This is a genomic window from Macellibacteroides sp., assembly GCF_050251695.1.
In the GTDB taxonomy this organism is placed as follows: Bacteria; Bacteroidota; Bacteroidia; order Bacteroidales; family Tannerellaceae; genus Macellibacteroides; species Macellibacteroides fermentans.
This window is the reverse complement of the sequence record NZ_JBFWMI010000023.1, coordinates 1-23,875: the sequence shown is the minus strand read 5'-3', so window position 1 is coordinate 23,875 and position 23,875 is coordinate 1. Positions and strand designations below refer to the sequence as shown.

Sequence of the window (23,875 nt, the reverse complement as noted above, 5' to 3'; positions counted from 1 at the left end):
TTCAATCATGAATAAAAGAAATGGATAAAGAGACCTTACATCGGTATTTTGAAGGGAAAAGCACGTTGGAAGAGGAAATACAGGTTGTGAACTGGGTGGAAGCATCCGAAAGCAACCGGAAAGATTACCTCCGGGAAAGAATGCTTTGGGACGCGGTAACTCTGACTGCCAACTCGAAGGATCTGGGAGTTCCTGTGCAAAAACGTGCCAACCGGACCAGTCTTTGGCGCGCAATAGCTGTGGCGGCATCGATTGCCTTGCTTTTGGGTATATCGTGGACAATCTGGGATCGCTCTGCAAATCTTGTTTCTCAGCAAAATCAGACAATCATCGTACCTGCCGGTCAGCGGGTACAGCTTCTTCTGGCTGACGGGACGAAGGTATGGCTTAATTCGAAAACCACCTTCACCTACCCTGCTGCATTCAGCAGTAAAAACAGGGAAGTCACACTTAACGGTGAAGCTTACTTTGAAGTAAAAAAAGATACGGAACACCCCTTTATAGTTAAAACAAATCTATATGATGTAAAGGTATTGGGTACCACCTTTAATGTGTATGCTTACGAAAATGCCGATTATTTTAAAACATCACTTATAAATGGTTCTGTAGAAGTTCTGTCCGACCACTATAAAATAAACTTAAAGCCAGGCGAAGTGGCAACCGGAACCAGCGGCTCCCTGAAAAAGGGGACGATCTCCAATCTGGACGAATTCAGATGGAAAGATGGTCTCCTATGCTTTGACGACGAGCCTTTAGGAACACTTATGGAGAAATTCTCGATCTATTACGACATCCACATCGAAGTGGCCGATCCGGGATTACTGTCGTACCGGTGCACCGGTAAATTCAGGCATAACGACGGAATCGAATACGCTTTAAAAGTAATACAGAAAGATCTGAACTTTACTTTTACCCGCAACGACGAATCAAATACAATTACATTGAAATAACAGAGTGTTAACTATTTTAATTTAATATCATGCAGAACATCGATACATAAAACATCAAAAAAAAGAAATGCCGGAAAGTAGTGGTGTACCTCCCGGCATATGTCAACACGAGACAATCCAATTTATTCTCAGTATTAACAATAAATCCATTACAAAGTTATGATAAATATTCTTTGTCGAAATCCCTATGGCTTAAAAAAACATAAATTAACCCATCTGGTGCGGATTATGAAACTATCAATATTCCTATTATTCGTCTTTGTTTGCTCGGGATTGGCCGAAAACGCCCATTCGCAGAATGCAAAAGTTACGCTAAACAAACAAAATGTGATGGTTAGCGAGATCTTAAATGAGATAGAGAATCAGACAGAATACCTGTTTCTCTACAACAAAAAAAATGTAAATGTGGAGAGAAAGACCTCTCTTAATGTCACAAACGAGTCTGTTGCAGGAATTCTTAACAGGATTTTCTCCAACACAAACGTTAGTTATGCAATGGAGGGTAAACACATTGTGCTGTCAAAGCATGATGCACCGGTATCTGTTGCCAGTCAGGAACCGGGACGTACCATTACAGGGTTGATCCGCGACGAAAACGGAGAGCCTGTAATCGGGGCCAATGTGATGGTTGCCGGTACTTCCATCGGTACCATTACGGATATAGACGGTAACTTCTCTTTGCAGGGAGTGCCGGACAAGTCAATTATCCGCGTATCCTATATTGGATATTTAACCCAGGATGTGGTATTAAAGAAAGAAAATTCGTTGCAGATCGTACTTCGCGAAGATACCAAGAAACTGGACGAGGTAGTGGTTATTGCCTACGGTACAGCCCAGCGTAAAAGTATTGTGGGTGCGGTGGACCAGATTGCATCGGGTGTGATTGAAGATCGTCCCGTTGGAAACCTTACCCAGGCATTGCAGGGAGCTTCTGCCAACCTGGTAATTCAGCAGAAGAGCTTCAACCCCAACGATAACAGCGTTAACATCAACATCCGCGGTATCAGCACCATGAATAACAATGATCCGCTGGTGGTGATTGATGGTTTGGTTGTTGAACAATCAAGCATGAATAACCTGAACCCGTCTGATATCGAAAACATATCTGTATTGAAAGATGCCGGTAGTGCGGCTATCTACGGTTCGCGGTCGGCCAACGGTGTTATTTTGATTACCACGAAGAAAGGTAGAAAAGACGAGCGTCCCGTAATCAAATTTACAGGAATGGTTGGAACACAGAATCCTCACATTCTTTTCAAACCGGTTAAAGGATACGAAAATGCCATCTTACGCAACCAGGCTTTGGTAAACGGAGGCTCTGCTCCCATCTATTCACCGGCTCAGATTCAGGGTTTTCAACAAAATGGCGACTCAGAATGGTTCCTGAACGAGATTATGAAGAATGCCTTACAGCAGAATTATAATTTAAATATCTCGGGTGGATCGAAAAACTCTACCTACATGATCTCCGGAGGATATTATGACCAGGAAAGTAACTTTGTTGGAGCCGACTATGGCGTAAAGCGCTATAATTTCCGTACAAACATGTCTACCGAGTATCAGAGACTTAAGTTAAGTACCTCCATGGCTTACGTGCGTACAGACGGTACAGATCATACCACATCTTCCGGTACGCTGATTGTGGATGCCTCACGTATTCCGGTATACAATACCTATTCAATGAAAGATGCCAACGGTCGGTACCTGGTAAACGACGTATTATCGGAATTCAACCCGTTGGGTATTCTGGAAGCTGGTGGTAAGACCTGGAAAGATGAAGACAACTTTACCGGATCTGTGAATGCCGACCTTGATATTATCGATGGTTTGAAGCTAAGGGGTGTATTTGGTGGAGATCTTCGTTCTAACCACCGTCTCATCATGCGTAAGAAAGTTCCTTTTTATGCAAGCGAAACAGCTACAGTTCCAAGTGGTTATGCAAACTCGAACCGTGAAACGGAAGATTACAATGAAAAGGTTCTTTTCCTGAATTCGCAGCTTATGCTTGACTTCAACCGCACCTTTGCCAAGATGCATCAGATTACCGGTTTGTTGGGAGTATCCAACGAGTCGTACACCTTCAAGGCAAATGAGCTGAAAAAGAAGTATACAGATCCTGATTTAGGTATTCCGGTTTCGGAAACCGAAATAATTACGTCTAGTTACAACACGCCTAACAGAACTACCCAACGCAGCCTTTACTCTGTGTTCGGTCGCGCCGGATATTCCTATAATGGAAAGTATTACGGAGAATTCAGTTTCCGTTACGACGGTTCTTCCAAGTTTGCAGAAAACAACCGCTGGGGATTCTTCCCTTCTGTTTCGGGAGGATGGCGTATGTCTGAAGAGGCGTTCATGACAAATTACCGCGAACGTTTCGGCGAATTGAAGTTGCGCGGATCGTACGGTATCCTGGGTAACCAGAATGTGGACGATTATCAATATCAGACTACGTACAACATTACAAACAATGCATACGGGTTTAATAATGTTTCGGTTGCCGGTACAGGCTTTACCTTTGCCAATAAAGAGTTGAAATGGGAGCTTTCCAAAACATTCAACGTGGGTGTGGATGCAACCTTCTTCAATAATTCGGTATATGCTTCGTTCGACTATTTCAACAAGCGTACTTCAGACATCTTAATCACTCCGGAGGTTCCCACCGTATACGGAGGTGCCGTTCCTAAGTACAACGCTGGTGAAATGCAGAATCAGGGTTGGGAAATCACCCTTAGCTATCGTTTCAACAAAGGCGATTTCCGTCACAACGTAGGCTTGAATCTGGCTGATTCATGGAATGAGGTTTTGGCATTCGACGGGAATGAGCAGATCAGCAGCTCGGATCAGATGCAGCGAATCATCCGTGTAGGGTTACCCTTTAACTCCTATTACGGTTACAAGACCGACGGATACTTCCAGAATATAGATGAGGTTAAGAACGGAGCCATCCCTGTGGGTGCTACGGTTCAACCGGGAGACGTACGCTATGTAGACCGCGACAACAACGGTGTTATTGATGACAAGGATCGTTTTGTATTAGGAAATGCATTCCCTCGTTATACATTTGGTATCACCTATGATATGAGTTGGAAAAACTTCGATTTCAATCTTTTGCTTCAGGGCGTAGGTAAACGTTCCATGTTCCTCCGCGGCGAATTGGTTGAACCGTTCCACTCCAATTATTCCTATACGATGTTTACACATCAGCTCGATTACTGGACTCCGGTTAATCCCGATGCCCGTTGGCCGCGTCTGGCCGCTCCCGGCACAGCTTCCAACACGAATAATTATGGAAAATCGTCGGATTTATACCTGTTCAACGCGTCTTATCTACGTTTGAAAAACATCCAGATCGGTTATACGCTACCGAAGACTATTTCGATGAAAGCCGGCATGCAGAAGTTACGTGGTTATGTAACCGCCCAGAATCTGCTTACGCTTGCCAAGAACGGATTTATCGATCCGGAGTCTACAGAGTTTGGATCAAACATGGGTAACGACGGGGCAAACAGCGGACGTAACTATCCTACACCAATCTATGTAGGTTTTGGCTTAGATATAGAGTTTTAACCTTTACGTTTAAAAAGATACAGATATGAAACTGAATTTCTTAAAATATAGCGTGGTTGCAATGGCATGTCTGGCTACCTTATCGGGTTGTCAGGATCTGGATCTGGCTCCCACCGATAAATTTACAGAGGCTAATTACTGGACTTCACCCGAAAAAGCATCCATGGTACTAAATACCGCCTACAGTCAGCTTAGCAGCAGCGGACGGTATTTCAGTAACGAGACCTTATCGGACAATATGTACGAAGGCCGAGGCAACAGCAGTGAAAAGATGATCTCTTCCGGTCAGGCCGATGCTTCCAACTCAAGATTTTCCGACGAATGGAAGAATTCGTATGCAGGTATTAAAACCTGTAACGTATTTCTTGAAAATGTGGATAAAGTGCCCAACATGAATGAAACCCTGCGTAACCGCATGAAAGCGGAGGCTCGTTTCATACGCGCATGGCTTTATCTGCAGCTTACCACCTGGTATGGAGATGTTCCTTTGTTTGATAAAGACATCTCCTTGTCGGAGTCTAAAACCATCGCCCGTAGTCCGAAGGCAGACGTACTTGCATTTATCTACAGCGAACTGGACGAGGTAACCGAAATTCTTCCAGTAAATACAGCTTATGCCGAAGCCGACCGTGGACGAATCACCAAAGGGGCAGCCATCGCTCTTAAGGCCAGAGCTTATTTATATCAGAACGATTGGGCAAACGTAGCCGCAACATGCGAAAAATTAATTGGTAATACGGCCAATGGAACTTACGCACTGTTCCCCTCCTACGCTGGTATCTTTAAACCGGAGAACGAATACAACAGCGAAGTGATACTGGACTATCAGTATGTTCCTTCTCTGCGAGTTTGGGAGGAAATGTACGACATGGCGCCTCTGTCTGCCGGAGCCCGTATCAACGCCAAAGCTCCCACACAGGAATTGGTGGATGACTATATTATGCTGAATGGTAAAGCGATACATGAATCGGGATCAAACTACGATGAAAACAATCCCTACAAGAACCGCGACCCACGTCTGGATGCAACCATTGTTTACCACGGTGCCAAGTGGACAAGACCGGACGGAACTGTTCAGACCATCTATATCAAACCGGGTTCTACCCCCAGCGACAATACCTATGGTAAAGTGGACGAATATATCGGTGCAGGATCGAACTCAACCTCAACCGGCTATTATTTGAAAAAGAACTACGATCCTACGTCGGAGATCGGGATGAAATCAGGCTTGAATCTTATCTTGATTCGTTATGCGGATGTACTGTTAATGTATGCCGAAGCAATGAATGAGCTTGGAAAGATGGATGAAGCTGTTTGGAATAAAACCATCCGTCCGCTTCGTCTTCGCGCCGGATTTACCGACGCTCCTGCCTTGAATTATCCAACCGAAGGAAACATGCAAACCATTATCCGCCGCGAACGCAGAGTGGAACTGGCTTTGGAAGGGTTGCGTATCTTTGATATCCGCCGTTGGAAGACTGCAGAAACGGTATTGAATACCTATCCTCACGGTGCACGTTTCGGCGAGGCAAGTATCGACAACGGCTACATCCGGTTGGAGAAACGTTCATTCAATCCGGAACGAGATTACTTATGGGCTGTTCCATTGTCTCAAAAGGACTTGAATCCTAACTTAGGACAAAATCCGGGTTATTGATTCGTATCGTGATACGTAAATGAAATAGTATTTGTATGAAATTGCATAAATCAAAAGCAGTTAATTTTCAAAAAGACAAAATTATGAAAACATTAGTAGTTAAATCGACCATATTTCTCTCTTTTCTTTTTGCATTGATGTCTTGTGTAAACGACGACACATTGGAACATCTAAAGGTGACAACCGTAAAAACGCTGTATGCTCCGGACAATAACAAGGCTGTTAAACTGGAAAGCTCTGCGTCTGCCAATATTTTGTTCGAATGGGAACAGGCCAAAGCAGAAGACGGTGGTCTGGTGATGTACGAAGTAGCATTCGACGTAGAGGGTGGCGACTTCTCTAAACCTATCTACAAACTTACATCAGACAACAATGGTACTTACAATTATGCCACTGTTACTCACAAAACATTGAATAAGATCGGTGCGCTGGCTGGATTGAACTCTTCGGAAACAGGTAATATCATCTGGACCGTATTTTCGTCCAAAGGGGTGAATGAAGTAAAAGCCGAAGAGGTAAGAACCATGACTATTACACGTCTGGCTGGTTTTGCAGAGGTTCCAACCGATGTATATGTTACCGGTGAAGGTTCTGAAGGCGGTGCTGATTTATCGAAAGCCATTAAATTCAAGGCTGTAGCCAACGGAGAATTCGAAATTTACACCAAGCTTACTGCCGGAAAGAAATATCATTTTGCCGATGGTACCAATGCAGCTGCCAAGACCTATTTCGCTGATGGCGAGGTATTAAAAGAAAACGGAGAAAGTACAGTGGCCAAAACAGGTGTGTACCGTATCAATCTGGACTTCACTACCGGAGCGGTTGTTTATACCGAAATCAGCAAGATGGAAATCTTCTTTGCTCCTACAAACTCATACCTGTTTGAACTGCCTTATGTTGGTCAGGGTGTTTGGAAAGCAGCTAGTCAGCCTATTACATTCAAGCAAGAAGGATGGGGACGCGACGAACGTTATAAATTCCGTATGACTGTAAAAGAAGGTACTGAATTTGAATGGTTCGGAAGTGTTAACGGAGATAATTCTCGTCCTAACAACTCAACGCCCGAATCATTCTGGTACATGGTACCGGTTTCGGGTGATCAATGGAATAACTGCTTCAAGTTTGCCGGCGAAATTGACAACAGCCTGAGTGATGTCAGCGTTGTTTTCCAGGCAGACAACAGTTATACTCACATCATTAAAAAAGTAGGTGATCAATAACAGTAAACAAGCCGCCCGGAAAAACCATTCCGGGCGGACTTATCATCCTAAAAAATATATACACATGAAAAATATTCTATTCTATTCATTATCCATCCTTTTGCTTTCCTCTTGTGGAAAAATAAATGATATACCCTTGAACGATCCGAACGATGTGGCTGTAAACTGGACTGCAGCAGCAGACAGCAGCAGTCAGTCTCTGGCCAATGGCTTCTGGAATTCGGGTGGTTCTTACTTCAACTATAATAACAGCGGCAACACAGACTTTCATTACTGGCCGCAGGCTCACGGACTCGATGTGCTGGTAGATGCTTATTCGCGAACGGGGAATGCTGTTTATAAAAACGAGATAGACCAATGGTTTACAGGTGTCAAAATTAAAAACGGCAATACCTTTTATAACAATTTCTACGATGATATGGAGTGGAACGCACTGGCCATGTTACGTGCTTACAATGCCACTAAAGATGAAAAATTCAAAACCGCTGCTTTAGATGTCTGGAGCAATATCCAGACCGGATGGAATTCTACCATGAATGGAGGAATTGCCTGGAAAAAAGATCAGCTTTATTACAAGAACACCCCCGCCAATGCTCCCGCCTGTATTTTAGCCGCCCGTTTATATAAGCAGTTTAACGGCGCAAGCGACCTGGAATGGTCGAAGAAAATTTACGCATGGATGAAAGAACATTTATTTGAAGCTGGTACCGGATTTGTGTACGATGGTATAAACCGTGAAAACAACGGTGCAAAAGACAACTGGAAGTTTACCTACAACCAGGGAACATTCTTAGGTGCAGCCCTCGAATTATACAACATCACTGGCGAAAAGGTCTATTTGAATGATGCCATCAAGGCAGCCGACTATGCCCTTAACAGCAATGTAAACAGCAACGACCGTATTTTACAAAGTGAAGGCTCAGGCGACGGTGGCCTGTTTAAAGGAATCTTTGTCAGGTATTTTACACAGCTCATTCTTTGTCCGGGACTGGAAGACGGAACGCGCAACCGGTATGTACGATTTATGGAGCACAATGCAAAAACATTGTGGAATGAAGGTACGAACAAAACCGGTGTGCTGTTTGGTCCGTATTGGAAAACAAAACCCAATGCACAAACCGGACTTACAGAACAACTAAGTGGCTGTATGCTGATGGAATCAATGGCACTTTTAAAAGAAAAATCAGTAATTAAATAGTTGTGTTAAATCTTTAGAACAGAGTGATTATGAAAGTTAAAGTACTTAGTCTTGCATTTCTTTGCCTACCCTTTTTGATAGGAGGGTGTGCTACACGGAAGACATCCGACAAAACCAGCGATCTTTCCGTAGCCGATTCGCTGCTTACCAACATCCTATCTCTTTACAATGTAGAAAAACACGGATTATTGTCGGAAACCTACCCCGTAAATCCAGACAACCAGGTTACTTATCTGGCCGAAGGAAGCGAACAAAAGAAAGGTCAGGAAGTCTCTTTTCTATGGCCCTACTCGGGTATGCTGTCAGGATGTGTTTCTCTTTATAAGACAACGGGAAATCAGAAGTATAAGGAAATACTTGAAAAACAGATTCTACCCGGACTGGAACAATATTGGGATAACATCCGCGAACCGTTCTGCTACCAGTCGTACCCCATGTTCAATGGTAAAAGCGACCGCTTCTACGACGATAACGATTGGATCGCCATTGATTTCTGCGATTACTACGAACTGACAAAAGAACCCGCCTATCTTGAAAAGGCAGAGGCCCTGCACAAGTATATCTACAGCGGATGGTCGGACGAACTGGGTGGAGGTATTTTCTGGTGCGAGCAACAGCGTGTTTCAAAAAACACCTGCTCCAACGCTCCGGCTACAGTGCTTTGCATGAAACTTTACAAACTCACGAATAAAGCCGAATACCTGGATTGGGCTAAAAAAACCTATGCGTGGACCAAGCAACATCTGTGCGATACAACCGATTATGTATATTGGGATAACATCGCTCTGGACGGTAAAGTGGCTACTCAGAAGTATACCTATAACAGCGGACAAATGATTCAGGCCGGTGTTCTTTTATACAAAGAAACCGGAGATGAAACTTATCTGCAGGATGCGCAACGTACGGCAAAGGGATCTTTCGAACATTTTACATCCAGACACCGGCTTTCGGATGGAAAAGAGGTCCTTTTCTACACAAGTTCACCGTGGTTTAACGTAATCATGTTCCGCGGACTTAAAGCTTTGTACGAAGTAGACGGTAACGCGCTTTATGTAAACACCATGGCAGAAAATGCCCGTTATGCGTGGGCAAATACCCGCGACGAGAACGGATTACTCGGTCACGACTGGTCCGGACAAAAAACTAAAAAATATAAATGGCTGCTGGATAACGCTTGTATGCTCGAACTATTCTCGGAAATGAGCGAACTTCCATCTGTAAAATTATAACTTTGCAGAGAATAACCATATTTTTCAATTCTAATAATAAGATAAGATGACTTCCAGAAGAAATTTCATCAAAGCCGGTGCTTTTTCGGTAGCCGGTTTGTTAGTAGGCCAACATTCCTTTGCTGTACCTGGTATGCCGGAAACAACACCTTATGTTTGCAAACGTCCGCTTCCGGGTGCCCGTAATTTTACATCCAAAGCAGTCGAAGAGGCCATTGCCGCTACAAAAAAGCAGATTAAAGATCCGAAATTGGCATGGATGTTTGAAAACTGTTTCCCTAACACGTTAGATACAACCTGCGAACATAAAATGGTAAACGGCAAACCCGATACGTTTGTTATCACCGGAGATATTCACGCCATGTGGCTGCGTGACTCTTCTGCACAGGTTTTCCCTTATATCACCTTCGCAAAAAAGGATAAGGCTTTGCAAACGATGCTGGCAGGGGTGATCTATCGTCAGACTAAATGTATTCTGATCGATCCGTATGCCAACGGCTTCAACGAAGGTCCCACCGGCAGCGAATGGGAAAGCGATAAGACCGATATGAAGAAAGAGTTGCACGAACGCAAATGGGAAATCGACTCTCTTTGTTATCCCATCAGACTTGCTTACAACTACTGGAAAAATACAAACGATACCAGTGTTTTCGATGCCGAATGGGAAAAAGCAATGGAAACCGTCTATAAAACATTTGTAGAGCAGCAACGCAAAGACAATCTGGGTCCCTATAAATTTACGCGCGTAACCGACCGTCAGGGCGACACGCTCCTTAATTTCGGATACGGAAGTCCGGTTAAGCCGGTTGGATTGATCGTATCCTCTTTCCGTCCATCAGACGATGCCTCCCTGTTTGGCTTCCTGATTCCTTCCAATCTGTTTGCCGTTACTTCGCTAAGACAAGTAGCAGAGATCATGCGGAAGGTACGCAACAACGGTTCATTTGCCGGAAAATGCGAAGCCTTAGCCAACGAAGTAGAGGCAGCTGTAAAGAAATACGGTATCTGCGAGCATCCTGAATTCGGCAAAGTATATGCCTTTGAAGTAGACGGCTTCGGCAGCCGTGTATTTATGGACGATGCCAATGTTCCAAGCTTGCTGGCCCTCCCCTATCTGGGCTGCGTGGAATTAAACGACCCCATCTACCAGAACACACGAAAAATGATTCTGAGCGATGCCAACCCCTATTTCTTTAAAGGAAAAGCAGGCGAAGGAATCGGTGGTCCGCATGTTGGTTTCGACTATGTATGGCCGATGAGTATTGTAATGCGTGCAAACACAACCACCGATATGGCAGAGATCAGAAAGTGTGTTCAGATGCTTCGCGATACAGATGGCAACACAGGCTTTATGCACGAAACATTCCATAAAGACAACGCGGCCGACTTTACCCGTTCGTGGTTTGCCTGGGCGAATACGCTGTTTGGCGAACTGATCTACCGCCTGGTAAACGAAGGTAAACTGGATGCAATCAAAGTATCGTAAAACTACTGCAATAAAACAATAGGAGCAAACAAGATCAAAGGCATCTTGCTTGCTCCTTCTTTTTAGAAAACCATTGTCAGTTCTTGGCGTCCGACTTAAAACTTACATTGATCCCTTTGTCGTGTTTGGTGATGTGCAACAACTCATTTTTGTTGATTTCCACTTCACCCTTTACAAACTCCGGTATATTGAATGAGAATAATGAACGATCGTAATAATCCGGGTCCTCCTGAGGCAATAGAAAAGGCTTGCCCGTTTTTCCGGATTCATCCACGTGGCAGATATATGGACGCGTATAGAGACCATCCATTCGGCGGCTGCTAAATACAAACCACCGGCTGTTGCTGCTCCAGGAATGGTAGCTATCCACATCGTCGCTATTTACATTACGCAACGAATCCACAGCCTGTGTTGCAAGATCCACCATCCGCAGATCGGCATCCTTATGCCAGATAGAAAAATTACCATAATCAGATACCGTGAACAGCAGGAACTTGCCATCCGGAGAAATCCGGGGAAATTTGGCACTCCGCCCCTCTTTCTCTGCCGAAAACAGCGTATCTATCTTAGCTCCAAACCTGCCAGTATTTTCATCAAAGGAGACCGAAAGCAGGTTGTACCTGATATTCTTAAAACCTTCAGGCATCTGTTTCATCGAAGCCGAACAGAAATAAAGCCTCTTGCCATCGGGCGAGAAGGTTGGGAAAGTCTCCAGATTATCTTTGGAACGGAGTCGGCTGTCAGTAAATATCTGATGTTTCTCTACATCGTATAACACAATGTCCGAGGCATGATCGAAAACCTCCACCCGGTTGGGATCGGAATAATGGAAGTCCTGCTTCGTTTCGTTGGTCGAAAAAGCGACCAGCTTACCCGAAGGATGCCACGACGGATAAACCAACGGAGAAATCGTCTCTTTAGTCTTTGTATTCAGTTTTTCGATTTTACCATCCACTATAAGGTAGGTCCCCGCATGGATAGAGCGTTGATGAAACAGCATCTTCTTCGGATCCTGCATACAAAAAGAATGGCAGTTCATGCAGTTATTATGGGTTTGTTTATTGGTTATGAGATCCTTTTCAGTGAAGTTCTCCAGACAACGCTGGTAAATACCCATCTCATTCCACATCCGGTATACAGGAGCAATCCGGCGATAAACCAAATGGGAATCCATCATCTCTTTTGCCACATACATTGCGAAAGGGTTAAAACAGAACCACTCCGCACCCTTTTTTGCATAAACAGTAACCAGAACAGAATCTCCGTTCAAGTTCTCAATCAATTGCTTCCATTTTCGTTCCGAAAAACAAAATTTACCATCCTTTGTATCCGTGCGGAAACTATATCCGCCACCCGATAAAACCGCTATAGCTTCAGCATACTCCGTTAGCTTAAAGTTCATTGGAGCCATATTGGGTGGGATAGTCACCTGCTTATAATCAGGAAAAATCCCAATCTCTTCGTTGGCTTTCCTGGCATCCGGCAGACTTTGAGTACATCCCGCTAAAAGACCGATACAAATAGATAGAAGTAAATATATCTTGATCATAAAACTTCATTTTTTAGGTGCTTATGATAATAATAGAACCAAAACGTATTTCCGTACATTTGAAACAATGCAAACAGTTTGTTATCATCGTTTTGGACCATTTCATTGTGTTCATTAAATTGGTTGAACCGCTGGACAATTTGAGGTTTAATCTCCACCTTTTGCAGCAAATCAGGATGCTTTTGCCCAAGCAACAAAACAGCCTCCTGGAAATGATCCGGCAAAGGCAGATAGTGAGAACCTTGTGTTATTGCATCGATCAGGGTATAAAAATCATCCATTCTCTTATCCAGCAGATAAGAACAACCCAGGTATTCGAAGGCTTTTTGGTTGGTTATAGAATCATTAACCGAGCTTTTCCAAATCGAATCTTGTGTAATCAAACAAAGCAAACCCGGTGTTTTTGAACTATATATTTTTGATGAAGGGAAATCCTTATCCCCTTTCATAGACTCCGGATGATCCAGATATCCCTTGTATTTCATGGCCCATGCCTTATAAAAGGGCATATCGGCCAACCTATTCAAATATTTTTCGGCCAGTCTGGTTTCACCCTTCTGTAGGTTTATCTGAACCAGCCGTTGCATCATGCGCGGACTTCCCTTTCTTTTTGCCAAAGAGAAACCCTCCATCGCATACCCTTCCGAAAGGCTCAGATCACCCAACATATAATGGATATCACTTAGCATTTCACTCATATAAAATGTACGGTTCCAATCGGCTATCAAGCCTTGCGAACTCTTCTGATCAAAAAAGAATAGTCTGTCACCCAGCACTCCCTTTTCGGCCAACGCCATATTCAGAAAGTTCAGACTGATATAATTATTGACACTTTTACCTTGATGCATCTCGATAATGGCGTTCCAGTCTTTCTTCTGCTTCAAAGACAAAAGCTTGTCGGCCATCCTGTTTTGCACATCGAACTGGTCCGGCAAACAATATCCGGCAATATAAACAACCAAAAATGTAACGGCACTTGTAACAAGCACCTTCGTACGTCTCTTTTCCCATTTGATCCGCTTCATAACGTAGCCGGATACTACGATACAAGCCAGGGCAAGGACAAAGCGCAACCATACATAATACATATAGGATTCCGGAAGCAACTGCGTTTCGTGATAGGCTTCGCTATAAATACCCTCCGTAACAGGGATAGCATGCCAATAATAGATATCCAGAAAAGTTAGAACAACAGCGATAGCAATCGGCACTAATAAATAAGGCCATTTATGAATGCTAAAAACAAAGACAGATAAAAACATCAGGAATGCATAAAGAATAACAATCTGGCCGGCCAACAAGTAAAGGACTATGGTACTGATAATACTGTAAATCAGCAACCCCGATTTTTTCCGGATCTGCACAAAGACAAACCAGCAGACCATCATCAGAAACAAACAAATTGTTCCATCCAGCACATAATTAAATCTTATATGCATTTTAATTAGTCCGCATACCGGTATTAATGCAAAAAGTAAATGATAACCTCTTTGTGCTATGGTTTGTAATATCCGGTAAAATAAATATCCGATCCCGGTTAAGAGAGAACTTATTAAAAGAGAGGCAAACAAAGAATTTTGATAGAATTGAACCAGAAAAAGTGCAGTAAGATTACTAAAACCACCCGGTGAGCAAAGTATTTCTTTCATAAAATACCATTTGGGTATAAATAGCTGAGCCTCCTCCTGTCTTTCAAACAAATAGATCGCAAACGACTGGAGAAAAAAACAAACAAGTAAAAATGTAAGTCCCCAGAACGCACCTATTTTCCACTGCTTTGATAGCATAATGATTGTTTTAAATGCAAATTAGTTTAACTTCAATGCCAGTATCAGATTTATTAAATGAGAAGAGAGGATGGAGATCGCCTCCATCCTCTTTCTGTTGTTGTAAAAAACAGATCAATTGTTATCGTATCCCGGATTTTGAATCAATAAATTATTAGCTCCAATGATACTGGAGTGAATAGGGAAACGATTAAAATTAGCATTATTTGTAGCCTTGTGATCCCACCAATCTTCGGTTACGTAAGCATCCCAACGAATTAAGTCAGTTCTTCTGCGACCTTCAGCCAGGAACTCCTGTTGCCATTCGTCCAACATTCTGTATTTGTCCAGATTTGCTGCAGTTACAGGATTGGGATCTTCGCCACCTACGAAGTAACGTTTACGGATATTATTAATAATATCAGCAGCACCCTGCTTATCGCCTGCACGCATTTTACACTCGGCCAACATATAATATATTTCAGCCAAACGAATTACGGGTATATCCGGATCATACATTTTAAGCACATCACTTTGATTCGGACGCGGACTACGTTTCACTACACGTACACCCGAAGACTCTTCGGCTGTTGCGATTGTAGAAGGCAAAGACTCCAACGTAGGATAAGCAGCTGTTCCCAGTTTTGCAAAATAAGAAATCTGATCTCTTTCTACAATAACCTTTCCTTTATATTCGCGGTTACCCAAACATTTCCATTCCGGATTAAGCGGATTGATCAACTCCCCTACAATAAACATACCACGGTATTTACCGTTTCCTTCGTACACATAAGGTTGTTTACGCACATCCGTATCTGCAAATTTAGCATACGCTCCACCTAATTTATATGTATAACGTTTACCCGTCGGGTCCAAGCTTGGAACCAGACATATACCATTGTTCGAACCGGAACTTTCCAATCCACCCAGATAGTTCTTGTAGTTATAAGGAACCATGTAACTCCAATACATACCATCTGTCTGCAGTTTGGCATTCTGACTGGGAACCGACCAGATTATCTCGGTAGAATTCTCATTATTGAAACCGAATATTTTGGTCCAATCCGATTCCAACGCATATTTACCATACTTTCCATCAATTATATCCTGACAAATAGCCGCAGCCTCGGTAAACATTTCTTTTCCGATGTAAGACTTTGCATTGAAATAAAGACGAGCTTTCAAGGCTGCACCTGCAGCTCTGTTGATACTTCCATTTTCGAAACCGCCCAGATTTTCCTTCAAAGGCAAAGAAGGAATAGCTTCTGTCAACAACGAATCAATAAAGTTGAATGTCTCAACATCCGTAGAACGGCCTTTTACTTCCGATTGAGTAGTTGTATACAAAGGTACACCACCAAAGAAATCCAGCCCGTCCAGATAGAACGATGCCACCAATGCCTGTTGCTGTTTAAGCATAGACTCTTTCGTACCGGCAGCAAAGCCCAACTTATCGAAGTCAATTTTATCAAGATCCTCAATCGCATCCCAAGCCAAAGCTACCCCCATGGCATAGTTGGTCCAACCGTTCGAGATGCTGTTCATCTGATCATAGTATTCATGATGATGAAACAGCTGATAAGCACCGCCGTTATACCAGTCGCTACCCCTTGTAGGCAAACAAAACTCGTCTGTTCCCAACTCCTGTAAAAACCAACGTGATTCACTCTGTCCCAAATACCAACGCCAGTGTGTAAACGGACGGTTGAATCTTTGCCATACGTTATCCTGAGAATCATAGAATGTCTCTGGAACTACCTGCGAATAAAAATCCGGTTCCACACTACATGCCGAACAGAATAATAAAAATGAAAGGCACCAAGGTAGAATATTTTTTAAACATTTAATCTTTTTCATCATAATAGAGTTTAGAAATTTAATTGAAGACCTATTGTATATGTACGTACTTGTGGATAAATGCCATCGAACCATTCGATACCACCTTCCCATCCGGTGATGTTTACTTCCGGATTCATCCCGCTGTAACCGGTTATTGTAGCTACATTTCCAACTGTTCCATAAACACGAAGACGGTCAATTAATTTAGTATACTTCTTGATAGGCACTTCATAACCAAGCGTGATTGCATCGATCTTAAGGAACGTACCATCTTCAAGATAATAGTCACACAATTGTTTTTCGCCGGTGATATGGTCAAATTTGCCATAAGCCGCTTTCAACACATTCAGGTCGTCAACATTCTTGATACCAAAATACATATTGATGGTATTATAGATGTCGTAATCGATCCAGCTTCTCAGGTTAATACCCAAATCCCAGTTTTTGTATTTCACGGTATGGTTCCACGAAGCAATCAATTTAGGCATATAATTACCCACATATTGTTTGTCGGACTGCGTCTTTTCTTTTGCTGGAATCACTTCGCCATCCTTGTTATACAACAAGAAATTTCCAGTTTCATCAAATCCTGCGAATTTCCAGATATAGAAGTCACCGATCGTAGTTCCCTCTTCAATACGAAGGGCATCACCCGGCGATCCCGGAGCAGGGAAGCCTGCTGCAGTGTAGTATGTATTATCTCCCCACAACGAAAGAATCTTTGTCTTATTATGACTCAGGTTGATGCTTGAAGTATAGGTCCAGTCTTTGGTGCGTACAATATCTCCACCAATTTCCAACTCCCATCCCTTATTCTCCATATTACCAATATTCTGGTACTGTGAACCTTGCGTAAACGGAGGTTGTGGAACCTTCACACTATATATCATTCCATCCACCTTGCGGCGATACACATCAATCTTTCCATACAATCTGTTCTTGAATAGCGAGTAGTCCAAACCTAAGTTCCACTCTTTCTTCTCTTCCCAACCCAAATTAGGATTCACATTCTGAGATTTACCATAGGAATAAGCCCAGGTTCCGTCAGGCAACATCCAGTAGGTATCCGAACCCAGCATGTTAGCCATGTAAGTAGAGCTAAAGTCGTTGTTACCAGTCACACCGTAACCCAAACGAATTTTAAGATCATCCACCCAAGTCACATTCTCCATAAATGCTTCGTTAGAGATACGCCAGCCACCGGACAAAGCCCAGAAATTAGCCCAACGTTTATTTTCAGCAAATTTTGAAGAACCTTCACGTCTGATACTTCCAGACAACATATAACGATCCTTATACGAATAGTTTACACGGGCAAATAACGAGAACAGACGTTCTGTGATATTCTTGCTTGACGACATGCCAGCTTTACCATCCGATAAATAAGACCCTTCACCTATATTCCAGTACTTGATCAAATCATTTGTGAAATTATAGTTAGACATGTTGAATGATTCGCCGTTATTTTCAAAATAAGAATAACCGGCTGCAACATTAAACGTATGATCGTTAAATTCATTTATATAACTGGCATATCCTTCCGAAGTAATATTTTCAGTCTTACTGAAGCCTAGGTAAGCGTAACCCTTTCTTGAGTTAGAAACCTCATCTCTGTGATATTTAGAACGATACACATGGTTTTCCCATTGACGGTTTTCGTAACCCACTACCTGTTGAACAGAAAGTCCCGGTACCGGTTTGATATTCACCTTCAAAGTAGCTTCTGGCTGGAACCATTTATCCAATCCGTAATAGTCGTTCAATCTTGAATCGGCAACCGTGTTGTAGTCGTGTGACTCGTTAGTCCATACATTATACCCCGAAGTAGACGTTGCATCGTACGGAGAACGTGTAGGGTTATTACGCAAAGCCTGCTGGAAATTAGGGCGGTTGTTATTTCTGGCAGCCTGACGGTAATAGGTGTTTGTTTTAATCTCCACCCAATCATCCAACAGTTTGAAACTTGCGTTTATTCTACCAGCATAGTCCTTACGGGCATCTTCAATGGCAATACCTTCATTATTGTCGAAGGTGAATGATGTATAAATCTGAGCCTTTTCGGTTCCTGCTTCCAGAATTACATGGTGCTTCTGAGAAAAGTTTTCATGGTTGATCATCTCATCGTACCAATCAGTCGACGTACCATAATTGGTACCTCTGTTGTAAGAAACATATTCTTCGGCAGATAACATTTCCAACTTTCCATAATCCTGCTTCTTAGACAATTCAGTATTGTAACTTAACTTCACCTTTCCATTGGTGTTGGTTCCGTTCTTCGTTGTAATAAGAATTACACCCGAAGCAGCTCTTGTACCGTAGATAGCACCGGCAGAAGCATCTTTCAACACGTCGATAGACAAGATATCTTCCTGAACCAACGAACGGATATCACCTCCGGGGAATCCATCAATTACAATAAGCGGAGATTTACCCGCATTGATAGATGTCATACCACGCAGCTGGAAAGTATTGGAAGAGTTCGGGCTACCTGTACCAGAGATAATCAAACCACCGATTTTTCCCTGCATGGCAGTAGCAATAGAAGATCCGCCGGTACCCACCATCAAATCGCCGGCAGACAAAGAGGTTACCGAGCTGGTTACCTGTTTCTTTTCCATTGTACCATAACCGATAACAACCACTTCGCTTAAAGCTTTGGCATCATCAACCATCGTAACAGCAATCGTACTTTTTCCATCCAGTCTCACCTCTTTACGCTGGAAACCGATATAAGAAAAAATCAACGTAGCATCGGTTCCTGTGTTTGGCAATACAAAATTACCATCCAGGTCGGTCACCGTACCGGTTTGAGATCCTTTTACCGTAACATTCACACCAACCAGCGCTTCACCGTTGGCATCCTTAACCTGACCTTTTACGGAAGCTTTCTGCTGAGTAACCTGACTTACATGGGCAACCGTTGTATTCGGTTCGGCTGGAATAAGAATTACTTGTGAGTTTTCAATCCTATAAGAGCATTTCTGACCGGCAAGCAAAAGATTCAAAGCTTCATTCAACGAAACAGTACCTGTATTTACGGTCACTTTCTGTTGATCATTCAATACATTGTTCGAATAAATAATGCTTACTCCGTACTTATTCCTCAACTGCTCGAATGCCTCATAAAGAGAAGCATTAGTAACCGAAATTGTTACTTGTGTTTCTAAAACATTGGCAAATACAGGCATTGTGCATATAGCTAACAAACACAACGCAATACATTTCCTCCACTTTACCCTACTGGCATCCAAAGGATAATGCAGGTGTGAGGTGCGACTTTTCATTCCTACTAAAAGTAGATTTAAGTTTTTAAACATAATGAATGGATTAAATTAAATTAAACTGAATATAGGTTTATCTATTTACTGATATTGAATATAATTTATGTTTATTCGGTTTGTAATCAGGTATAACTAAAGACATAACAACGTCTAGCGTTTCTTCTGGTGAATTTTTTAAATTTAAGTTACCCGAAATCACATAATTCAAATACTTTGTATTTTTTACTGTTATTTTTATATCATATACATTTTCTAATTTTTTAATTACAAACTCCATTTTTTCTTTATTGAAATACAATCGATTGTCTTTCCAGGAAGTATAATCCCTTACGTCTACCGTTTTAAGCTGCTCCTCTTGTTCCTTTTCATTCACCCTATAACACTCATTGGGCTTTAAAACAAGGTGTTTCTCTTTGGTATTAAGAGAAATAGAACCATTTACCAGAACGGTTTCAAATATTTCGCTTTCATTATCTACAAACACATTAAACTCCGTACCCAAAACTTCAATGGAACGAATCCGTGTTTTTACTATAAATTTCTTTCCCGCACTCTTCTTTACGGCAAAATACCCTTCACCTTCAAGGTATACTTCACGAACATCACCTTCAAAATCCGACGGATAAATAATCGTAGAGCCCGAATTCAGATAGACAACCGAACCATCTGCCAACGTAAGGACAGAACGTTTTCCTTTCGGCACATAAAGCATATTAGGTTGCGCTTTAGGCTCTTTATTAATCTTCATGTTGCCATTCACAACAATCGATTTTGCATTAAGATAAGACACTTTTACAGAATCCGATTCAAGCTCGATACTGTTATCGGAACCATGTAAAAGCACTACATCCTTACTATTGGGTTTTGAGCGCAAAAGAGCTTCGTAATCCTGTTGGGGGGTGTGGGTGAAATAGGGATAGATAAAAACAAACAGCAGAATAGCTGCTGCACACGATGCGATCGTTGCGATCGACCTATACCAGTTCCGGCGGATACGTGGGGCTTTAACCTGATGCATGATGGAGCGTACGCAGGCTTCATTTAGCTCTGTCGCTTTATCCATTTCGATAGCGGTCCAAAGAGATTGCAAACGAACAAACGCAGCCTTGTTTTCTTCAGACTGTTCAATCCATTGCAAAACCAATCTGGCCTCATCAACTTCACATTTCTGCTCTAAAAACCGAATGAGTAACTTATCTTCCATCAATACATTCTATTTCTCTATACAGAAGAACAGTTTATTTGAGTTTTACCCTAGTGAAAAAATTAAAAAAATTCACTTTTTTTTAAATAATAAATCGAATCAGAAAAATCCAGATCCAGTAATCCTGGGGAAGTTCCTCTTTTAGAATCTGTAAAGCTTTGGAAATGTGATACTCTACTGTTTTCTGGGATATATTTTTTGTTTCAGCGATTTGTTGATTTTTTAAACCGTCGTAGCGGCTCAGCATAAAAATCTCCCGGGTTTTCTCCGGTAATTTACTTAAGGCCCTTTCAATGGCTTTATGAAGATCTTCCGATTCTACAATCTGCGAAGCCTCGTCTTGCAACACATACAGATTGGCCCGCTGATAAATTGTCTCGTCGTCTATCTCTTCAATATATAACTGACGGATACGGGCCTGCTCCAGTAAATTAAGACACTTGTTTCGCAGCACCACCATCAGGTAAGTAATCAGATTTGTGTTATCTTTTAAGATTGCACGGTTGTTCCATAATACCAGGAAAGTATCCTGAACCAGCTCCTGCGATGTCTCATTATTTTGCGTATAGATCAGGGCAAATTTAAACATACGAGGCCAGTATTCGCGCACAATCTGCTCGAACACCTTTTCATTTCCATCCTGTAATTGCTTAATAATCAAATTCATCGAATTAGATTCAAATAACAAACAGTTGATTACATACTAAAGATTGCCTTCTAACCACTACAGCAAATCCATCACTTTTCTACACCTCCTGGAGAGTTGTTAACGCAACAAAGATAAAAAATAAAACAAAAATTCACCTAACAAATGTGAATCTTATGCTAAGATAATTTATTTGTCAGGTTACTTTGCGCGAACATTGTAATGTAACTTAGTATCTGAACCGTTCAACTATTTATCTAAAACACAAAAAGTCCCACTCTCACGAGCCGGACTCTTCTTAAACTCTCTTTTATCTCTTAATATGTCAAAAAAACTAATTAAAAACACGATAAATACCCATTGCAAATATAAGAGTTATTTTTACTTTCGCAACTAATTATACAATGTTTCACAGCAGACCGTTTAATTTGGATAATTCATTTATTAAACTATTTGCGCGTTGCGCGAACATTTTTATATACGTAAATCCCCAGCCTGCTATGTTGGATTCTAAACCAGCAACTTATACAGGTAACTGGTTCCGGCAACTGCTATCAAACACCAGCCAAGCAGGTTGGCGGCTCCGTATTGCTCGGAGACACCGGGGTATCCGGTGGTGGCTTCTGACTGAGGGTTACAATAACACCCAGTGCAGCCAGGGCAATCTCCTTTTCTTCCAGTACAAGAGCCAGGAGGATAAGGATCTTCAGGAACGTGAGGGTGGACCTTTTGCTGTTTCCTTTTCCGAAAAAAGCAGCTTGCCACTACCAAAATAAATTCAATGATCTGTTTTACTTGTTTCATCTATCTGTTTGTTTTAAGGGGTTGTGTTGAGAATCAATCTTTATGTTCCGGAAACTGCAGTGCTATCAGCTTACTCATGGTGGCCGAGAGCTTTACCAGCAGCATCTTGTAGTTTTGGCGGTTGTCGCCGTTTACCTCGCTGATGTAGCGGCTGTAGGCTATCTCCTGGGCATAGGCAGCAGGAACGTTGCTTACGTTGCAGGCAGAGGCATAGGATGAGCGCAGCAGGCGGGCCATATCCAGAATACCGTTGCGGGCATCGGGGTAGCTCCGGTAGGTAAGTCCCTTTTCGCAAAGCTGCACCTTGGTACCCGGCCAGAACTCGGAGGGTTTACCAAAGCCCGTCAATCCACCGAAGTTAAAGTGCTCCTTACATAGCACCGACTCGCCCCACCCTGTTTCGATGGCGATCTGGGCCAGCAGCACCACCGGGTTAATGCCATATTTTACTCCCGCCTCTTTTACCTGGGGGTAATAACTCTGTACAAATATTTCTTTCAACATAAAAATCCTTTGTTTGATTTACTTGCAGGGTTAAATTAAAATTGCACCCCTGGAACCTGCATCCAAGGGTGCAATGAAGAATTAATACACGTGCTCTTTGTCGCACTGCTCCGTTACGGTAACCGTAACCGTGGGCAATTTCTCGAACTTGGCGTTGTTGGTCACTTCGCGCAACAGGATACCCGGCTTGAAGATAATACGCGGTTTTTTGAACATCGAAGTGTTAAACTCCTCTTCCGTTAAAGCTCCTACAGAGCCGGCTTCCATGCGAAAATTTCCAAAATTGCCCATGCTCACAACCGTTCCGGCCTGCAGCCTCTCGGTAAGGATATAGATCAGACCTTCCAACACCAGCATCACGTCGCCGCGTGATGCGGTACTGTGTGCAGCGATTGCGTCGCACAATTTGTTCAGGTCCATTTTCGAAGTGGTACGAGTGGATCCGTATACCAGTTTACTACCTACAGGAGCGTCTTTCTCCATGTTTCTGCGCTTGATTAAAGAATAAGATAATGCCATACTTGTTTTGTTTTTTAAGGGTTTATAAAACTTGTTTTCGTTACGTAACAATGCAAATGTACGACCACCCCACCCCCGTTTGGCGCGTTTTGTCCCCCAACGTCCCGATAGGGCGCGATAAGGCGCGATGTTTCCCGATAGCTTACAAACAGCTTCACGAAAACCTCCCGAATAAGTAAAATTTATGACACTTACAAGTTATTTTTATGCGAAAAATGTTTGGTTATATGGAAAGTTAGTAGTATATTTGATTAATAATAAAAACAAGATTTAAAACACTATTAATCTGACTTTTACTATGAAAAGTAAGCTTTTTAATCAAAATAATATAACTACAAATACATCAATATACAGATGAAAGACCAATCCCTACCCATCCATCCCTACGGGTGGAACGAGCTGGCGCAATTATATTCGCCCGCTTTGAGCAGTTCGGCACAGAATAAACAGCTG

Annotated in this window: 16 protein-coding genes; 7 read left to right on the top strand and 9 right to left on the bottom strand. The window is 42.4% G+C overall.

The window, feature by feature from the left end; translation table 11 throughout:
• Positions 1 to 20 precede the first annotated feature (20 nt).
• The 7 genes from AB7E53_RS05395 to AB7E53_RS05365 all read left to right on the top strand — a co-directional run bounded on the left by AB7E53_RS05395 (position 21) and on the right by AB7E53_RS05365 (position 11,310).
• A complete protein-coding gene (locus AB7E53_RS05395; RefSeq protein ID WP_321623688.1) occupies positions 21 to 950 on the top strand; it encodes a FecR domain-containing protein in 930 nt (309 codons plus the stop codon).
• A 228-nt stretch (positions 951 to 1,178) separates the two neighbouring features.
• Entirely contained in the window at positions 1,179 to 4,520 is a 3,342-nt protein-coding gene (locus AB7E53_RS05390) for a TonB-dependent receptor (RefSeq protein WP_446774609.1), read from the top strand.
• 25 nt (positions 4,521 to 4,545) lie between these two features.
• Positions 4,546 to 6,177 (top strand): RagB/SusD family nutrient uptake outer membrane protein, encoded by a 1,632-nt coding sequence (locus AB7E53_RS05385; RefSeq protein ID WP_446774607.1) that lies wholly within the window; start codon positions 4,546 to 4,548, stop codon positions 6,175 to 6,177.
• Positions 6,178 to 6,260: 83 nt separating this feature from the next.
• On the top strand, positions 6,261 to 7,397 hold the full coding sequence (locus tag AB7E53_RS05380) for a SusE domain-containing protein (RefSeq protein WP_068187003.1): 1,137 nt from the start codon (positions 6,261 to 6,263) through the stop codon (positions 7,395 to 7,397).
• A 64-nt stretch (positions 7,398 to 7,461) separates the two neighbouring features.
• Positions 7,462 to 8,595 carry a glycoside hydrolase family 76 protein gene (locus AB7E53_RS05375; protein ID WP_446770881.1) on the top strand — a complete coding sequence of 378 codons (1,134 nt, stop codon included), beginning with the start codon at positions 7,462 to 7,464 and terminating at the stop codon, positions 8,593 to 8,595.
• 29 nt (positions 8,596 to 8,624) lie between these two features.
• Positions 8,625 to 9,824 carry a glycoside hydrolase family 76 protein gene (locus AB7E53_RS05370; protein ID WP_068186976.1) on the top strand — a complete coding sequence of 400 codons (1,200 nt, stop codon included), beginning with the start codon at positions 8,625 to 8,627 and terminating at the stop codon, positions 9,822 to 9,824.
• Between the two features lie 46 nt (positions 9,825 to 9,870).
• The gene (locus tag AB7E53_RS05365; protein WP_446774605.1) at positions 9,871 to 11,310 is read left to right on the top strand and encodes a glycoside hydrolase family 125 protein; all 1,440 of its coding nucleotides are present in this window, start codon (positions 9,871 to 9,873) and stop codon (positions 11,308 to 11,310) included.
• 76 nt (positions 11,311 to 11,386) lie between these two features.
• On the opposite strand, the gene AB7E53_RS05360 is transcribed toward AB7E53_RS05365, so the two are convergent.
• The 9 genes from AB7E53_RS05360 to AB7E53_RS05320 all read right to left on the bottom strand — a co-directional run bounded on the left by AB7E53_RS05360 (position 11,387) and on the right by AB7E53_RS05320 (position 23,422).
• Positions 11,387 to 12,859 (bottom strand): hypothetical protein, encoded by a 1,473-nt coding sequence (locus tag AB7E53_RS05360; RefSeq protein WP_446774603.1) that lies wholly within the window; start codon positions 12,857 to 12,859, stop codon positions 11,387 to 11,389.
• Positions 12,856 to 14,646 carry a DUF6057 family protein gene (locus tag AB7E53_RS05355; RefSeq protein ID WP_446774602.1) on the bottom strand — a complete coding sequence of 597 codons (1,791 nt, stop codon included), beginning with the start codon at positions 14,644 to 14,646 and terminating at the stop codon, positions 12,856 to 12,858. The genes AB7E53_RS05360 and AB7E53_RS05355 overlap by 4 nt, the downstream gene beginning before the upstream one ends.
• A 114-nt stretch (positions 14,647 to 14,760) precedes the next feature.
• The gene (locus AB7E53_RS05350) at positions 14,761 to 16,482 is read right to left on the bottom strand and encodes a RagB/SusD family nutrient uptake outer membrane protein (protein WP_446774631.1); all 1,722 of its coding nucleotides are present in this window, start codon (positions 16,480 to 16,482) and stop codon (positions 14,761 to 14,763) included.
• 11 nt (positions 16,483 to 16,493) lie between these two features.
• Complete coding sequence (locus tag AB7E53_RS05345) at positions 16,494 to 19,781, bottom strand: SusC/RagA family TonB-linked outer membrane protein (RefSeq protein WP_446774600.1); 3,288 nt, start codon at positions 19,779 to 19,781, stop codon at positions 16,494 to 16,496.
• A gap of 37 nt (positions 19,782 to 19,818) precedes the next feature.
• Positions 19,819 to 20,949, bottom strand: a complete 1,131-nt coding sequence (locus tag AB7E53_RS05340; protein ID WP_446774598.1) for a FecR family protein — start codon at positions 20,947 to 20,949, stop codon at positions 19,819 to 19,821.
• 82 nt (positions 20,950 to 21,031) lie between these two features.
• Positions 21,032 to 21,616, bottom strand: a complete 585-nt coding sequence (locus AB7E53_RS05335; RefSeq protein ID WP_446774596.1) for an RNA polymerase sigma-70 factor — start codon at positions 21,614 to 21,616, stop codon at positions 21,032 to 21,034.
• Positions 21,617 to 22,105: 489 nt separating this feature from the next.
• Entirely contained in the window at positions 22,106 to 22,399 is a 294-nt protein-coding gene (locus AB7E53_RS05330) for a hypothetical protein (protein WP_446774594.1), read from the bottom strand.
• Between the two features lie 33 nt (positions 22,400 to 22,432).
• On the bottom strand, positions 22,433 to 22,903 hold the full coding sequence (locus AB7E53_RS05325; protein WP_446774592.1) for a glucosaminidase domain-containing protein: 471 nt from the start codon (positions 22,901 to 22,903) through the stop codon (positions 22,433 to 22,435).
• 81 nt (positions 22,904 to 22,984) lie between these two features.
• Positions 22,985 to 23,422: an HU family DNA-binding protein gene (locus AB7E53_RS05320; protein WP_446774590.1), complete on the bottom strand. Its 438-nt coding sequence runs from the start codon at positions 23,420 to 23,422 to the stop codon at positions 22,985 to 22,987.
• Positions 23,423 to 23,875: the final 453 nt, after the last annotated feature.